The following is a 15163-nucleotide window of genomic DNA, read 5'->3' as shown; positions in this document are numbered from 1 at the left end:
CGTTTTTTCTTGTTTAATGCTCAAAATGAAGTTTGCACGCTTTTTGAATTAGATATTGTAAATTGTATCATAATGAAAAAACCGGTAAAGACTTTCTTGAAGATTGGCGGCATTATTGTCCTGCTGGCCACCGTAACTTTACTTATTTTGCGCTACAGCACTAAAGCTCATAGTCCCGAAGGCACGGTATCTTATACTGAGAAGGATTTAAGAATGGAAATTTTCTACAACCGCCCATATAAAAAGGAAAGGGTGATTTTTGGTAACCTGGTGCCTTATAACGAAGTTTGGCGTACAGGTGCTAATGAAGCTACTACTTTTGAAACCAACAAAGATATTATGGTAGACGGCTCTCTTTTAAAAGCCGGGAAATATACCTTATGGACTATCCCAATGGAAAATTCCTGGAAAGTGATTTTTAATGATAAAATGTATCCCTGGGGAATAAATTTAGAAGAAAAAGCCTATCGCAACCCAGAGTTTGATGCATTAATTTTAGAAGTTAATTCCCAGCATCTAAAAAAGACTCTGGAGAAATTTACCATTAGTTTTAAAGAAGAAAATGAATTTATTTTCCTTAATCTCGCCTGGGATCAAACTTTAGTAAGCGTACCTATAAAACCCGAAAAAGCATAAAAAAGGCTGTTTGAAGTTTTAATTATGATCTCGTCATTCTGAATTTATTTCAGAATCTAATATTTGATTTTAACGTATTAGAACGTGAAACAGTTCAGGTTGACGAAGAAATAAAACTTCAAACAGCCTTTAAATTTTTAAAGAAAAAAATCCTTAATCTTCGTCTACCAAAAGATTGAGCGTTACATCAATATTATCTCTGGTCGCTCTAGAGTAGGGGCAAATTACGTGAGCTTCATTTACTAACTTTTCCCCGGTTTCCACATCTACTCCTGGTAAAAAGCAATCTAAAACAACCGCAAGCTGCAGGTTCTCCTCTTCAGTCTGGCCTAATTCAACAACTGCGCTTACGCTAAGATCTTCACCCAATTCAATTTTGTGTTTTTTAGCTACCACTTGTAATGCGCTTCCAAAACAGGCTGAATATCCAGCTGCAAATAGTTGTTCCGGGTTGGTATAATCTCCACCTTCACCTCCCATAGATTTAGGCATACTGAGTTGTACATCCAGTATTCCGTCATCACTCTTAGCATGACCTTTTCTAGCTCCTTTTGTTGTTACTGTTGTTTTATACAAATTTTTCATCGTTATTTAAGTTATATTAATTAGGCTTGAATATACCAAGCAAAAACAAGGCTCACAAAGATCGAATTCATAAATTTGTCATAAATAACCTAAGTTTGAGCAAGCAGAAACACCAATCAGCACTTAATGAATCGGGTAGCAAGCCGGGAACAATTAATGTAAACCCTAATTCGGCTCAAAAAATAAGGGCTTCCCGAAAAAGTAAGTTTTCCGAAGAAAATCTTCTTCAGCAATTATTAGATGGCAATAAAACTGCTTTAGGACGTGCTATTACTTTGATAGAAAGCAATCAATTTTCTCACAGAGAAAAAGCACAGCAGCTTTTAGAAGGTGCCCTGCCCTATTCGCAGAAATCTATCCGGATTGGAATTACCGGTGTGCCCGGCGTGGGAAAAAGTACTTTTATAGAAAGCTTTGGCTCTTATTTAATTGAGAAAGGTAAAAAGGTAGCTGTATTAGCGGTAGATCCCAGCAGTAGTGTTTCCCACGGAAGCATCTTAGGAGATAAAACCAGAATGGAAAATCTGGTAACAGAAGAAAATGCTTTTATAAGGCCATCGGCTTCAGGAAGTTCGCTGGGTGGTGTAGCCAAAAAAACCCGCGAAAGTATTATTTTATGTGAAGCTGCAGGCTTTGATGTTATCTTAATTGAAACAGTTGGTGTGGGCCAAAGCGAAACTACGGTTCACAGTATGACCGATTTCTTTTTATTGCTGAAACTAGCCGGAGCCGGAGACGAATTGCAAGGCATAAAACGAGGAATTATAGAAATGGCAGATGCGATTGTAATCAACAAAGCTGATGGAGATAATATAAAAGCGGCCCGCGAAGCGAAACTGGAATTTAATCGTGCCCTTCAACTATACCCTTCAAAAGAAAGTGGCTGGAAACCAAAAGTAGCACTTAGCAGTGCATTAGAACAAATCGGTATAGACAGTGTTTGGAAACTCATTAAAGAATTTGAAAAGCTTGGAAAAGAAAATGGTTTTTTCCTAAAAAACAGAAAAGAGCAGAATAAATTCTGGCTTTTACAAACTATAAACGAGCATCTTAAGAACCGTTTTTATCAAAATCCTGTGATGAAAAACGAACTTAAAATTCAACTAAAGGCAATTGAAAACAATAAAGTCACAGCCTTTGCCGCTGCAGACCTATTGATTAAAAAGTTTGAAAACCTGGCTTAAGAGTTTTTAAATATTTGTAGCTGCGTCCACTGGTGAAGTTTATAAAATATAAAACCTATAAAAGCACCAATTAACATTCCTACAATAATATCTCCGGGATAATGTACACCAAGATAAACCCTACTATAAGCTACCAGTACCGCCCAACCTACGAGCCAAAGTATCATTTTTGGAATAACCTTTCTAAACAATAAGCCAAGAAATATCGCTACTCCCATAGAATTTGCAGCGTGAGCAGAAAAGAATCCGTAAGAGCCACAGCGAACGGCTACAAAACGAGTATATTCCATTATCCCTTCCTGCCGGCATGGTCTTAGACGTTCAAAACCATCCTTAAATACATTCCCCAATTGATCTGTAGCTGTAATTAACAGGCTGATAAAAACAACGGTTATAAGGCTGGGTTTCCAACCAAATTTCTTAAAAATAAGAAATAAAAGCAGGGCGTAAAGTGGAATGGCTGTCCATTTATCGGTAATAAGTAACCAAAGCCAATCCCAGGATTCATTACCCAGGTTATTGAGCCAAATAAATAATTGGTGATCTAATTCAATTAATCTATCCATTAATTTTCTTCGTATCTGGCTATTTCCCTGTCATAAAATTCTGAAGCTTCATTGATAAGGTTTTCTGTTTCGTTTTCCAATTCCTTCTCATCATGCTGGTCAAACTCCTCTAACCATTCTACCTCATCGTTTTCAAGATTGATAATAAAACGGGGGAATTCTGTATGTATCACGAAAATAGCAGTAGGGTAATCGGTATTATCACCGAGTAAAAATTTAGGAAAATCCATAATTATATTTTTGATTGCGCAAGCTTTGATTCTTGCAAAATAAGTTTTTTTGATAAATAGTGAAATCGAATGTACAACATTAATGCCGAAGCAGAGAGCCCGGCCAGCAGTCCTAACCAAATCCCCATACTTCCAAGGTTTTCTGCTTTTCCATAATACCAGGAGATGGGAAAGCCAATAATCCAGTAAGAAATAAAACAAATAACAGTTGGAATCTTAACATCCTGAAGCCCTCTTAAGGCTCCTAAAATAACCACTTGCAAGCCGTCACTTAGTTGAAATAACGCAGCTATTACTAATAATTGGGCTGCAAGTAAAATAACCTCAACATTATCAAGGTAAAACATAGGAAGCCAATCTTTCAGCAAAATAAAACCAAGGGCGAAAACCGCTTCAATTAAAAATACCAATAGAAAAATAGACATTGCTATTCTTCTCAAATCCCTAAAATTAGCCAATCCTTTTTGATTTCCAACTCTTATAGTAGCGGTTACTCCAAGGCCAACGGCTATCATAAAAGTCATGGAAGAAAGATTTAAGGCAATTTGGTTTGCAGCTTGTGGGTTTGTGCCTAGTAAACCAGCAAGAAACACCGTAGCGGTAAATATTCCCACTTCAAAAAGCATTTGAAGTGCAGTTGGGAAACCGAGATTTAATATCTTTTTAAATATTTCAGAATCTAAAGATTCCTTTTTTCCCCACTTAAAATATTCGGCAAATTTCTTCTTTCGTCTTAAAATCTCCCATACAAACCAAAGCATAAAGAAACGAGAAATTAAAGTACCAATAGCTGCACCTTCCAGCTCCAACCTTGGAAAAATCCAGATACCGTAGATAAGAAGATAATTAAATAATACGTTAACCAAATTGGCAATTATAGTTGCATACATGGCATATTTGGTTTGTGAAAGGCCATCTGCAAACTGTTTAAATGCCTGAAATATCATTAACGGAATCATTGAAAAAGCAACAATGTTCAGGTAGGGAATAGCAAGCGCTACTACTTCTGGCGGCTGATCTAAATAATAAAGTACAGGCTTAGCAATTAATAGCGTAATAAATAATAGAACGCCATTAATAGTACATAAAATAACACCGTGATGAAAGTAGCTACGGCCTTTTTGAATATCCCGGGCACCATCTGCTTCGGCAATTAAGGGCGTAATTGCAAAAGAAAAACCAATTCCCAAAGAAAGAGCTATAAACACCATAGAGTTTCCTAATGAAACTGCCGCAAGGGGAGCAGGGCCCAACTGCCCTATCATCAAATTATCTACCAACCCTACCAGCACATGGCCTAACTGGCCGAGCATTATAGGGAAAGCAATGTGTAAATTCTTGCTGAATTCTTTGGTGTAGGCACTTAATTGCAAAACATAAATTTTGGCGGCAAAGATAGTAGGATTTTACCGCCCCGGAATTTAAAATGGTATAAAGAATAAATTAAATTATCAACCTAAAGTTTTTTATCATTTTGAAGGTTTATATGCCTCATTCCATACTTGTCTACTAAATAGATAAGTGAGGTCATAGTAGCTGCTCCCAGCTCTAATTCCCGCTTGTTAACATGCTCAAAGGTATCTGTAGCAGCGTGGTGATGGTCAAAATATCTTTGGGAATCTGGTCTTAATCCTGCAAGTACAACATCTCCTTTTTTCAAAGGGCCTATATCGGCACCGCTTCCCCCTCTTTCAAAATAATGTATCAAATAGGGTTTAAAAAGCGGTTTCCAACTTTTAATTTGGGCAAATTGGGCATCATCGGCATCAAACGAAAATCCGCGTGGCGTAAATCCACCTGCATCACTCTCAAGGGCAAAAATGTGGTTTTCATTTTTGCTATGTGCTACATCGGCATATTTATTTCCGCCTCGCAAACCGTTTTCTTCGTTCATAAAAAGCACCACTCTTATTGTTCTTTTAGGTTTGTAACCGGTTTCTTTAAATAGGCGTAATACTTCCATAGATTGTACCACGCCGGCACCATCGTCATGAGAACCATCTCCAAGGTCCCAGGAATCAAGATGACCGCCAACAACCATAATCTCTTCGGGGAATTCGCTTCCTATTATTTCTCCAATTACATTGTAAGATTGCACCTCCCCATGATTTTCTGAACTCAGTTTGTAATAAAATTCAAGGTCCTTTTTCAACTTTAAAATTCCAGAGAGATATTCGGCGTCTTTAGTACTTATTGCCGCAGCAGGAATCCTTTTGTTCTCTGGCAAATCTCCATAACTCATAGAACCGGTATGTGGAAATTTGTCTATCTTATGACTTAAGGAACGAACAATCACTCCGGCAGCACCATATTTAGCCGCAGCTTCAGCCCCTGAATAACGCTGATCTACACAACCACCGTAGGCTTCAAAAGTTTGAATAAGTTCTGGCTTCATTGGGCGATTATAAAATACTATTTTCCCATTAATCTCATCTTTATAGTTTTCAAGGTCTTCAATTCCCTGCACTTCTATTACCTGGGCTTTTAATCCCCCCGGGTTTGTAGCCACAGAGCCTCCCAGAGCAGTGATATTAACTTCAGTTGTCATACCCGGACCGGTTTGAATATAAGCGTGTTCTCTTGCACCACGCGTCCATTTAGGCACCATAACCGGTTGCAGCCAAACTCTATCCAGCCCCAGCTCTTCTAATTGAGCCTTAGTATATTCTACCGCTCTTTGCGCATTTAGTGAGCCAGACAGCCTACCGCCTATATTGTTAGAAAGATGATCCAGCCACTTATAAGCCTGTCCTTTCACCAAAGCTGCATTATAAATTTCACGAATTTTAAGGGAATCTTCCTTCACTTCTGGAGCCTGGGCAAATAAGCTTAGGCTAAATAGCACGGTGAGCGTGGTAAAAATATATCTTCTCATATTAGGATTTTGATTTACTCGATAATCGAGATTGAATGCTCCGAGGCTTGCCTCGAAATCAAATTATATTTTTCAATAATAATGCTTCGTGAGCTTGCTCCGAAGTAGTTTACTTAAAATTATTATTTACGAAAATAACTATTCCGTGGAAAGCTATTTTAGTACAGCTCATTTTTTTGCTAGAACTTCAAATATTATAATCATAAAAATATAAACAAAGAATATGCCCAAAAATTAAGCATTAACATACTATTTATAGCTGAGTTTTATAAGCTTCAAAAAAGATAAATTTTATATCTTCGCCGCTAAATTCTAGTAGTTTGAATAAAGCAGAAAAAGTGGAAATCATCACTAAAGTTACCAGCCTTTTAAAGGAAATTCCATCTTCTATGGATATCGTTAAAAAAGGTGGGAACCGGCATAAACGTTTTGAATATCTTGCTACCCACATGGTGGAAAAAGCCATTGAGAAAGATGCACTTATTATTTCTGAAAACCGAATGGGTATCGCTATTTTATTCAAAACCAGCAAGAAAGACGATAATTTTCTAAAAGATATCCGCTCACAAATTGGACTGGTTTTAAATGTTACCGGAATAAAGAATGCTTATCGCATTGTTAAAAACCAGAACTATATTAAAAAACAACGCCCGCAAACCGGGGAATACCTTTATTGCTGGTTTTGGGGAATTTTAGCCGAGTCTCGCGGAGCCGACACCCAGGTAGGCAAGGAAATGAAAGATGAATTCTACAGGCAGGCAAAAGAATATCAGGTCCCACTTTATGCTGAAACAAGAATGCGCAAAAACGCACTGGTTTACCAACGCTTTGGGTTTGAATTGTTTCATGAATGGCAGCACCCAAGTGGGGATACTATGTACTTTTTAAGATACAATCCGCCTGCAAAAAACTAACTAAACTTTTAAAACTTACTTCCAAAGAGGTTTACATCTTCTTCGGTTATTTTATCCCCACCAAGGATAATTAAACGTTCAACTACATTTCGCAGCTCACGTATGTTACCTCGCCAATCGTAATTTTTTAGGGTGTTTAAAGCATTTTCTGTAAACTCTTTTTTAGCTGTACCATGTTCGGTAGAAATTTTTTCGCTAAAATAATCTATAAGTAAAGGGATATCTTCACGGCGCTCGTTTAACGAAGGCACTTCAATTAAAATAACCGCCAGCCTGTGATAAAGATCTTCCCTAAATTTCTTTTCATCAATTTCTCTTTTCAGGTCTTTGTTAGTTGCCGCAACAACGCGAACATCTACCTTAATATCTTTACCACTACCTACGCGTGAAATCTTATTTTCCTGAAGTGCGCGCAACACCTTGGCCTGAGCAGAAAGGCTCATATCTCCAATTTCATCAAGAAATATAGTTCCGCCGTTAGCTACTTCAAATTTACCTGCACGATCCTTATTCGCCGATGTAAAAGCCCCTTTTACGTGCCCAAAGAGTTCACTTTCTATTAATTCTGAAGGGATAGCGGCACAGTTCACCTCTACCATAGGACCTTTAGACCTGTCGCTTTTTTGATGTAACCAATGCGCTACCAGCTCTTTCCCGGTACCGTTTTGTCCTGTAATTAATACACGAGCATCTGTGGGAGCAACTTTCTCAATAACATCCTTAATACGCTGAATTTCTTCAGACTCTCCGATCATTTGAAAATTCTTCCCTACTTTTTTCTTTAGCCGGGTATTTTCTACTACCAACTCTTTACGGTCTAGTGCATTTCTTACCGTATTTAATAAGCGATTAAGGTCTGGTGGTTTTGCTATATAATCAAAAGCGCCCATTTTCATTGTATTCACCGCAGTATCAAGATCGCCGTGCCCAGAGATCATCACTACAGGAATTTCTGGCTTAATTTTCATTATTGCCTCCAGTACTTCTACCCCATCCATTTTGGGCATTTTGATATCACAAAGTACCAGATCAAAATCCTGATCTTTTATTTTTTCAATTCCTTCCAGGCCATCTGCAGCTTCTTCAACTTCGTATTGTTCACTCTCTTCTGTAAGGATTTTTATTAAAACCCTTCTTATTGCTGCTTCGTCCTCAATTAATAAAATACGTGCCATAATTATAAAATACTAAATTTTAAGCCGCTACGGGCATAGAATGTATTGGTGTCGTCTATTGTATAAATATCTTCCCGGTCTTTATCTCGCAACCTAATATCATTCATTACGGTATAACCGGCGTATGCATAAAATGATATATGATCGGTAAAATTATATTGATATCCCAAACCGCTTAATACAATAGTCATTGACATACTTTCCGCAAGCCTATTAGCGCTGGGGTTGGTTTGGGGAAAAGGATTAAAATTTTGCTGAACATTAGCAAAAAAACCATCTAAAGTTACAAAACCCTGCACCTGGTGCTTATCATTAAAATAATGTACAAGATTGGTCTTTGGAATTCCAAGCCCGTAAGACCATTTTTCATCAAAACGTTTATAATAATTTATAACCGGTAGCGGAAAAGGGAATCCTGTTGTTGTGGAGTAGCTTAATCCTAAAATTAAACGCCAGGGTTCTACATAACGTTCATCTTCTTTTATCTTTATAAAATATACCGAACCGGTATAAATAAAATCATCTCTTACCAACTCACTGGTTGTAAAGTTAGAGGCAACTTTAACTCCGGTCTCAACTCCAAAACGCCATACATCATTCATTTTAAAAGTATAGCCTATCTTGCCGGTAAAAGACTGAAAACGATCCAGGTAACTTGTAGAAAAAGTCTCATCATTTTCGTACTTAAAATTTACATTCCGGTATTCTACTCCAGGTATCAAATAAGCATCCTTATCATTAAGTTTTATAGGAAAGTTTACAAATGTTCTGAATCTTCTAAAGGAATTATCTGAATCTGACTGTGGAAAATAAGTATATTCTATCCTGGCTAAATCTGTAGATTGAGCCATAGCCGGAAAAGTTACAACGCCCAGCAAAAAGAAAGCTATAAATTTAAAGGTCTTATTCATTCTTTGATAAATTTTGGGTATAGTCTTTATTTGGGTAGAAATGTACATCCCGCTGTGGAAACGGAATGGTGATGCTATTCCTCCTAAATTCTTCGTCTATTTTAAATCTAAGTTGACTCTTTATTTTGGGGTCTACAAAACTATCAGTCACATAAAAATGTAGAGAGAAGTTCAGAGAAGAATCTCCAAAAGCATCGAAAAGCACAAAAGGCTTTGGACTTTCCATAACATCCTTATTTTCTAGCGCACATTTCAATAAAAGATCTTCCACTTTTTTTGTATCACTGCCGTAAGCAACCCCAACGCTAACAAATTCTCTTGTAGTTTCATGGTTTTGAGTATAATTAAATATCACATCACTCATAAACTTGTGATTAGGGATTATCATCACCTTATCATCTCGTGTTAGGGCGCGAGTGGTTCTCAGTTTTATTTGAAAAACCCGCCCTACTCTTCCTTCCATTTCAATAACGTCTCCAACTAAAAGAGATTTATCCAGAATGATAAAAACCCCACCAATAATATCCTGGAAAAACTCCTGTAAAGCTAAACCTATACCTACAAAAAGTGCAGCTGAAGCTGTTAAAACTATGGTAATATTTATTCCTGCCGAACTCAAAGTAATAAGTATCACCACTAAGTAAACAAAATACTTAATAAATTTAAAAATGCTTATAAACTTGTGCTTGTCTCCCTCTTGAAGTTTATCGGTAATAAAAGACCGTATTAACCTCAGGACAATACTGGTAAGCAAAAAAGCGAAAATAACAAGCAGAATATTTCCTATGGTAATATGCACGGTATTTTCACCGGTTTCTATAGGAAAAAGAACAAAATTCCATAGATCTACGAGACTACCCCAAATATCTTCTTCAACAACTTCTTTTATAACTTCTGTAGTTTCTGGATTTTTCTGTTCCTGCATATTTTAATATTTAAGCCATTTAAATAATTCCTTGTAACTCGCTTTCTTACCGTACATAAGAATTCCCACCCTATATATTTTAGCAGCAAGCCATATCACTCCAAAGTTGGTAACGATTAAAATCCCAACCGAAATTGCTAATTCCCACCAGGGTACCCCAAATGGAATACGCATTAACATCACAATAGGTGAAGTAAGCGGAATCATAGAAAAAATAGTAGAAATGCTACCGTGAGGATTTTCTATCACCGAAAAGAAACCCACATAAATCCCTAACATTAACGGCAAAATAACCGGAAACATAAACTGCTGGGTATCGGTCTCGCTATCTACTGCAGCACCAATTGCCGCATAGATCGCACTATATAGAAAGTAACCACCAATAAAATAAATAAGGAAAAATATTACCAGGCTTAGAATTGGTAAATTAATTACATCAATGACCAATTGAGCTATCTCTGGTTGTGCTATCTGTTCAACTGTTTCTAGTTGTGACTTCTGCACCGTGAAGATATCTATTCCTAAAACATAAAATGAAGTTATTGCCAAAACGCTGGCCAGGAGCACCCAAATAGCAAATTGAGTAATCCCAGCTAAAGAAGTACCCAACACTTTACCCATCATAAGTTGAATAGGTTTTACCGAAGAAACTATGATTTCAATAATCCTATTGGTTTTTTCTTCAATCACACTACGCATTACCATATTCCCATAAATGATAATGAACATCATTAATAAATAACCTGCTGCACCACCAAAAAACATTTTTATGTAGTTAGACATTTTCGAGGTGCGTTCTCCAGCAAAATTTTGTATTTCAATTCTAACCTCTGTTCTGGCTTCATTTAACTGGTTAACATCAATACCACGCTCAATAAGTTTTTCCCGTGTAAGTCTATCGGCAATAGTTTTTTCTATAGCCTGAATGGTTCCCAAACCGGGAGATTCCTTTCCAAAAAACTGAACACCCTCTACATTATTATTAAGGTTTTCAGGAATATAAATGAGTCCGTAATAATCTTGCTCATTCACCATTTTTTTTGCCTCTTCAAGAGGTTTTCCAGATAAATCTAAATATTGAACATGCTCCTGGTCTTTAAATTCTGAAGCAAACATTTCGGTTTCATCATACAATCCAATAATGCGCTGTTCGCTACTATTAAGCATACTTAAATAAGCGATTAAAGCAAACATTCCTACCAAAATCAGCGGACTTAAAAAAGTCATGATAATAAAGGTTTTATTCCTCACCCGCGCCAAATACTCTCGTTGAATTATAAGTTTTAGATTACGCATTTTGAGTGACAGTTTTAATGAAAATATCGTTTACCGAAGGAATAACTTCTACAAAATGGTTTATTCTGGCTTTCCCTATTAGATAGTCTAAAAGCTGATTTGGTGTTTCTCCGTTATTTAATTGAATTGTTAATTTAAGATCGTCATTTATACTCTTAAAATTAGTATTTCCTATCACGAATTTCTCCTTTAACTCGTTTAACAAGGCAGTGTTATTTTCTGATTCAAGACCAACTTCGTAAGTATTAGATTTATAGGCTCGCTTAATTTCTGAAACTTTACCATCCAACAATTTATTTGATTGGTGAATTAAAGCCATATAATCGCACAACTCCTCTACACTTTCCATACGGTGTGTAGAAAAAAGTATTGTTGCCCCTTCTTTTTTAAGCTGAAGGATCTCGTTCTTAATTAAACCGGCGTTAACAGGATCAAAACCGCTAAATGGCTCATCAAAAATCAGCAATTTAGGACGATGCAGAACTGTGATGATAAATTGTATTTTTTGTGCCATTCCTTTAGAAAGCTCCTGGATTTTCTTATCCCACCAGCCTTCAATTTGTAGTTTTTCAAACCAATATTCCAGGCGTTCCTTGGCTTCAGTTTTAGAAAGTCCTTTTAACCGGGCAAGATAAAGTGCTTGCTCTCCAACTTTCATAGATTTGTAAAGTCCGCGTTCTTCCGGCAGGTAACCTATATGCGCAATGTCTTTAGGGTGTAAAGGTGTTCCATCTAAATAAACCTGCCCTTTATCTGGCATGGTAATTTGGTTAATTATTCTAAGAAGTGTAGTTTTTCCTGCTCCATTAGGCCCTAAAAGACCAAATATACTACCACGAGGAATAGCTATCGAGACATTGTTTAGTGCAGTAAAATTGCCGAATTGCTTGTAAATATTTTCTGCTACTAAAAGGTTTTCCATATAGAAAGTTGATATAAATAAATTCCTATTATTAAGGCTTACAAGTTATTAGTCTTAAAAAAAAATGAATCTCGCTTCAAAATTAAGGTGTTTAACTAAACACTTGATGAGTAAATATATTGAAATAGCATGAGAGATGTTTTGCATTAAGAAAAAAATAAGGTTTTCATAAATGCTATAAAAAACAAAACCCACCCTTAATAAATTAAGGATGGGAAAAAAATTGCTATGAAAAAGAAAAATTATCACTAAAAGACTTAGTGATAATCAAATATATAAATTTTTTCTTAAAAGCAGGGTTCTAAGAAAACATATCTTTTACTTTCTCAAAAAATGATTTATCGCTTTTCTCCGGATTAGGCTGGAAGTTCTCGTCTTCAGCCATTCTTTCAAAGAAATCACGTTGTTCTTTGTTAAGGTTTTTAGGTGTCCATACATTCACATGTACTAGTAAATCTCCTTTTCCGTAGCCATTAAGATTGCCTATTCCTTTACCTCTAAGCCTAAGAATTTTTCCAGATTGCACTCCTTCTTCAACTTTTATTCTCACTTTTCCGGTAACGGTATCTATTTCTCTTGAAGATCCAAGAACCGCTTCAGATAAACTGATATATAAATCATAATGCAAGTTATCACCTTCTCTTTGTAAGCTGTGATGCTCTTTCTCTTCTATAGCCACAAGTAAATCTCCAGCAATTCCATTTCCGGGAGCCTCATTACCCTTTCCTGAAACCTTTAACTGCATTCCATCTTCAACTCCAGAAGGAATTTTAATAGAAACCGTTTCTTCTTTTTGCACTAAGCCGTGAGCATCTGCTTCAGGTGGTCTTTTATCTATTATTTGTCCAGAGCCACTGCAAGCCGTACAAGGGGAAGCAGTTTGCATTCTACCCAAAATAGTATTGGTTACCCTGGTTACCTGGCCTGTACCTTTGCAGGTAGTACAGGTTTTATAAGTAGTGCCGGGTGCCTGCACTTTTCGCTTTACTTTAATCTTTTTCTCGGCACCATTAGCTATTTCCTCTAAAGTAAGACTTACCCTAATTCTAAGGTTGCTTCCTTTAACGCGTCTTTGACCACCGCCAAAGCCACCGCCAAAACCAGAAAAACCTCCGCCACCGCTGAAGCCACCACCAAAGATGTCTCCAAACTGGCTGAATATATCGTCCATATCCATTCCGCCGAAGCCACCACCGCCAGCTCCACCTTCAAATGCCTGGTGACCAAACCTGTCGTAACGGGCGCGCTTATCTTCGTTGCTTAGTACTTCGTATGCTTCAGCCGATTTTTTAAATTTTTCTTCAGCCTCGGTATCTCCGGGATTTTTATCTGGATGATACTTAATGGCCATTTTTCGGTATGCCTTTTTAATCTCGGCAGCTGAAGCTCCTTTACTTATGCCTAATATGTCGTAATAATCTTCTTTCATGGTCTCATTTTGCGAATTCTAAAAAGCTTTTTATTTCCCGGTTACCACCTTAGGATACCTAATTATACGTTCTCCTAGTTTATAACCTTGCTCTACTACATCAACTATCTTGCCTTTAAGTTTATCTTTAGGTGCAGGTATCTGAGTTATGGCTTCGTGAATCTCAGAATCAAAAGCATCACCTTCTTTCACCTCTACTGCTTCAAGGCCTTTGCTCTTAAGGGTTTCCTTGAGTTTATTATGAATAAGCTCTACTCCATGAATTAAATTCTCATCACCAGATTTATGTAATTCATTTAAAGCCCTGTCAAAATCATCCAATACTGGCAACATGGCGGTCATCACTTCCTGATTGGCAGTTTTAAACAACTCTAATCTTTCTTTTGAAGTTCTTCTCTTATAATTTTCAAATTCAGCAAAAAGGCGCAAAAACTTATCTTTTTCTTTCTGAAGATCTTCTTTTAACTGCTCTTCCTCAGTTAGTTCAGGCGTTTCACCCTTAGCATCTTTCCCTTCTTTATCGTTTTCAACTTCCTCTATAGCTTCATCTATAACATCTTCAACTTGATCCTTAACAGCTTTGTCCTGTAGGTCTTCCTTTATATCTTTTTTATTCTTGCTCATTTTTTTCATTTTAATATACGCTCATCGGGTCAAAATCATTGCCAATAATGATTCGATGTCAAAATGTCATTCTTACGATTTAATAAATATTTAGCACTAACGCATTTCTAGTTTATGTAATTTCGCGAACTAAATAAAAACTAAATTTTTAACAAAATGAAGAAATCAATTTTAAGCACTTTTGTAATTGCAGCTTTTTTAACTGTGGTTATTGGGTGTAAAAACGATAAAAATAAGGCAGAAACTTCTGAAGCTAAAGATGCAGCAACTGCACAAGCCGAAGCTATGGAGTTTAAGGTAGATACGGCAACTTCTATAATTGAATGGAAAGGAAGTAAGCCAACAAATACTCATACCGGTACTATAAAATTTACTGAAGGTACTTTTAGCGCTAATGATAGTGTTATTGAAAGCGGAAATTTTGTAATTGACATGCAATCTATTACCGTTACCGATCTTGAAGGAAAAGATAAAAAAGACCTTGAAGCTCACTTAATGGGTACTGTAGAAGGAAAAGAAGGTGACTTCTTTAATGCTCCAAAATATCCGGAAGCTACTTTTGAGGTAACTGAGATTACTGAAAAAGAAGGTCAAAAAATGTTATCTGGTAACCTTACCATTAAAGAGAAAACTAAAAATATTACTTTCCCGGTTAGCATTAATCAATCTGATGATAGCATTGAAATTACCAGTGAAGAGTTTAGTATAGACAGAACAAATTGGAATGTAAACTTTGGATCTAAATCTGTTTTTGATGGATTAGGAGATAACTTTGTAAGTGATGATATTACTTTAAAGATCAATCTAAAAGCTACTAAAGCTTAATAAGATTTGTAATACGTATAAAAAGAGGCTGTCAAAGAAATTTGGCAGCCTCTTTTTATGTTTACT

General features: G+C 36.6%; 16 protein-coding genes. 4 read left to right on the top strand and 12 right to left on the bottom strand.

Features of this window, described 5'->3' with window-relative positions; all coding sequences use genetic code 11:
* The first annotated feature begins 72 nt into the window (after nucleotides 1-72).
* On the top strand, nucleotides 73-636 hold the full coding sequence (locus tag B5X51_RS10880; RefSeq protein ID WP_079721399.1) for a DUF2911 domain-containing protein: 564 nt from the start codon (nucleotides 73-75) through the stop codon (nucleotides 634-636).
* 153 nt (nucleotides 637-789) lie between these two features.
* On the opposite strand, the gene B5X51_RS10875 is transcribed toward B5X51_RS10880, so the two are convergent.
* A complete protein-coding gene (locus B5X51_RS10875) occupies nucleotides 790-1221 on the bottom strand; it encodes an organic hydroperoxide resistance protein (protein WP_079721212.1) in 432 nt (143 codons plus the stop codon).
* Nucleotides 1222-1316: 95 nt separating this feature from the next.
* Here B5X51_RS10875 and meaB point away from each other — a divergent pair, with 95 nt between their 5' ends.
* Nucleotides 1317-2405: a methylmalonyl Co-A mutase-associated GTPase MeaB gene (meaB, locus tag B5X51_RS10870; RefSeq protein ID WP_079721211.1), complete on the top strand. Its 1089-nt coding sequence runs from the start codon at nucleotides 1317-1319 to the stop codon at nucleotides 2403-2405.
* On the opposite strand, the gene B5X51_RS10865 is transcribed toward meaB, so the two are convergent.
* The 4 genes from B5X51_RS10865 to B5X51_RS10850 form a co-directional block, all read right to left on the bottom strand.
* Nucleotides 2402-2971 (bottom strand): phosphatase PAP2 family protein, encoded by a 570-nt coding sequence (locus B5X51_RS10865; protein ID WP_079721210.1) that lies wholly within the window; start codon nucleotides 2969-2971, stop codon nucleotides 2402-2404. The two genes, meaB and B5X51_RS10865, sit on opposite strands and share 4 nt — an antisense overlap.
* Complete coding sequence (locus B5X51_RS10860) at nucleotides 2971-3201, bottom strand: hypothetical protein (protein ID WP_079721209.1); 231 nt, start codon at nucleotides 3199-3201, stop codon at nucleotides 2971-2973. Before B5X51_RS10860 ends, B5X51_RS10865 begins: the two co-directional genes overlap by 1 nt.
* Nucleotides 3202-3203: 2 nt before the next feature.
* Nucleotides 3204-4574, bottom strand: coding sequence for an MATE family efflux transporter (locus B5X51_RS10855; RefSeq protein WP_079721208.1), 1371 nt, complete (start codon nucleotides 4572-4574; stop codon nucleotides 3204-3206).
* 83 nt (nucleotides 4575-4657) lie between these two features.
* Entirely contained in the window at nucleotides 4658-6076 is a 1419-nt protein-coding gene (locus tag B5X51_RS10850) for a M20/M25/M40 family metallo-hydrolase (RefSeq protein ID WP_079721207.1), read from the bottom strand.
* 320 nt (nucleotides 6077-6396) lie between these two features.
* On the opposite strand from B5X51_RS10850, the gene B5X51_RS10845 reads away from it, so the two are divergent.
* Complete coding sequence (locus B5X51_RS10845; RefSeq protein WP_079721206.1) at nucleotides 6397-6990, top strand: hypothetical protein; 594 nt, start codon at nucleotides 6397-6399, stop codon at nucleotides 6988-6990.
* An 8-nt stretch (nucleotides 6991-6998) separates the two neighbouring features.
* Here the strand turns inward: B5X51_RS10845 and B5X51_RS10840 are convergent, their stop codons facing one another.
* The 7 genes from B5X51_RS10840 to B5X51_RS10810 form a co-directional block, all read right to left on the bottom strand.
* Entirely contained in the window at nucleotides 6999-8165 is a 1167-nt protein-coding gene (locus tag B5X51_RS10840) for a sigma-54-dependent transcriptional regulator (RefSeq protein WP_079721205.1), read from the bottom strand.
* A gap of 2 nt (nucleotides 8166-8167) precedes the next feature.
* Nucleotides 8168-9076, bottom strand: coding sequence for a DUF6268 family outer membrane beta-barrel protein (locus tag B5X51_RS10835; RefSeq protein WP_079721204.1), 909 nt, complete (start codon nucleotides 9074-9076; stop codon nucleotides 8168-8170).
* Nucleotides 9069-10001 (bottom strand): mechanosensitive ion channel family protein, encoded by a 933-nt coding sequence (locus B5X51_RS10830; protein ID WP_079721203.1) that lies wholly within the window; start codon nucleotides 9999-10001, stop codon nucleotides 9069-9071. The genes B5X51_RS10835 and B5X51_RS10830 overlap by 8 nt, the downstream gene beginning before the upstream one ends.
* Before the next feature lie 3 nt (nucleotides 10002-10004).
* Nucleotides 10005-11297, bottom strand: a complete 1293-nt coding sequence (locus B5X51_RS10825) for an ABC transporter permease (protein WP_079721202.1) — start codon at nucleotides 11295-11297, stop codon at nucleotides 10005-10007.
* The gene (locus tag B5X51_RS10820; RefSeq protein ID WP_079721201.1) at nucleotides 11290-12219 is read right to left on the bottom strand and encodes an ABC transporter ATP-binding protein; all 930 of its coding nucleotides are present in this window, start codon (nucleotides 12217-12219) and stop codon (nucleotides 11290-11292) included. The genes B5X51_RS10825 and B5X51_RS10820 overlap by 8 nt, the downstream gene beginning before the upstream one ends.
* Before the next feature lie 301 nt (nucleotides 12220-12520).
* Complete coding sequence (gene dnaJ, locus B5X51_RS10815; protein ID WP_079721200.1) at nucleotides 12521-13648, bottom strand: molecular chaperone DnaJ; 1128 nt, start codon at nucleotides 13646-13648, stop codon at nucleotides 12521-12523.
* Nucleotides 13649-13678: 30 nt separating this feature from the next.
* Complete coding sequence (locus tag B5X51_RS10810; RefSeq protein WP_139374879.1) at nucleotides 13679-14272, bottom strand: nucleotide exchange factor GrpE; 594 nt, start codon at nucleotides 14270-14272, stop codon at nucleotides 13679-13681.
* Nucleotides 14273-14428: 156 nt separating this feature from the next.
* On the opposite strand from B5X51_RS10810, the gene B5X51_RS10805 reads away from it, so the two are divergent.
* Nucleotides 14429-15097, top strand: coding sequence for a YceI family protein (locus tag B5X51_RS10805; protein WP_079721198.1), 669 nt, complete (start codon nucleotides 14429-14431; stop codon nucleotides 15095-15097).
* The last annotated feature ends 66 nt before the right edge of the window (nucleotides 15098-15163 follow it).

Origin of the sequence: Salegentibacter holothuriorum (assembly GCF_900168045.1) — a bacterium.
In the GTDB taxonomy this organism is placed as follows: Bacteria; Bacteroidota; Bacteroidia; order Flavobacteriales; family Flavobacteriaceae; genus Salegentibacter; species Salegentibacter holothuriorum.
Note: the sequence above shows the minus strand (reverse complement) of the source record. Positions and strands in the feature narration are given on the sequence as shown.

Excerpts from the sequence above, each read along its gene's own strand:
- B5X51_RS10810 (WP_139374879.1), bottom strand. The coding sequence starts at position 14,272 with ATGAGCAAGAATAAAAAAGATATAAAGGAAGACCTACAGGACAAAGCT.
- B5X51_RS10865 (WP_079721210.1), bottom strand. The coding sequence starts at position 2,971 with ATGGATAGATTAATTGAATTAGATCACCAATTATTTATTTGGCTCAAT.
- B5X51_RS10860 (WP_079721209.1), bottom strand. The coding sequence starts at position 3,201 with ATGGATTTTCCTAAATTTTTACTCGGTGATAATACCGATTACCCTACT.
- B5X51_RS10875 (WP_079721212.1), bottom strand. The coding sequence starts at position 1,221 with ATGAAAAATTTGTATAAAACAACAGTAACAACAAAAGGAGCTAGAAAA.
- B5X51_RS10840 (WP_079721205.1), bottom strand. The coding sequence starts at position 8,165 with ATGGCACGTATTTTATTAATTGAGGACGAAGCAGCAATAAGAAGGGTT.
- dnaJ (WP_079721200.1), bottom strand. The coding sequence starts at position 13,648 with ATGAAAGAAGATTATTACGACATATTAGGCATAAGTAAAGGAGCTTCA.
- B5X51_RS10880 (WP_079721399.1), top strand. The coding sequence starts at position 73 with ATGAAAAAACCGGTAAAGACTTTCTTGAAGATTGGCGGCATTATTGTC.
- B5X51_RS10835 (WP_079721204.1), bottom strand. The coding sequence starts at position 9,076 with ATGAATAAGACCTTTAAATTTATAGCTTTCTTTTTGCTGGGCGTTGTA.
- B5X51_RS10830 (WP_079721203.1), bottom strand. The coding sequence starts at position 10,001 with ATGCAGGAACAGAAAAATCCAGAAACTACAGAAGTTATAAAAGAAGTT.
- B5X51_RS10825 (WP_079721202.1), bottom strand. The coding sequence starts at position 11,297 with ATGCGTAATCTAAAACTTATAATTCAACGAGAGTATTTGGCGCGGGTG.
- B5X51_RS10850 (WP_079721207.1), bottom strand. The coding sequence starts at position 6,076 with ATGAGAAGATATATTTTTACCACGCTCACCGTGCTATTTAGCCTAAGC.
- B5X51_RS10805 (WP_079721198.1), top strand. The coding sequence starts at position 14,429 with ATGAAGAAATCAATTTTAAGCACTTTTGTAATTGCAGCTTTTTTAACT.
- B5X51_RS10820 (WP_079721201.1), bottom strand. The coding sequence starts at position 12,219 with ATGGAAAACCTTTTAGTAGCAGAAAATATTTACAAGCAATTCGGCAAT.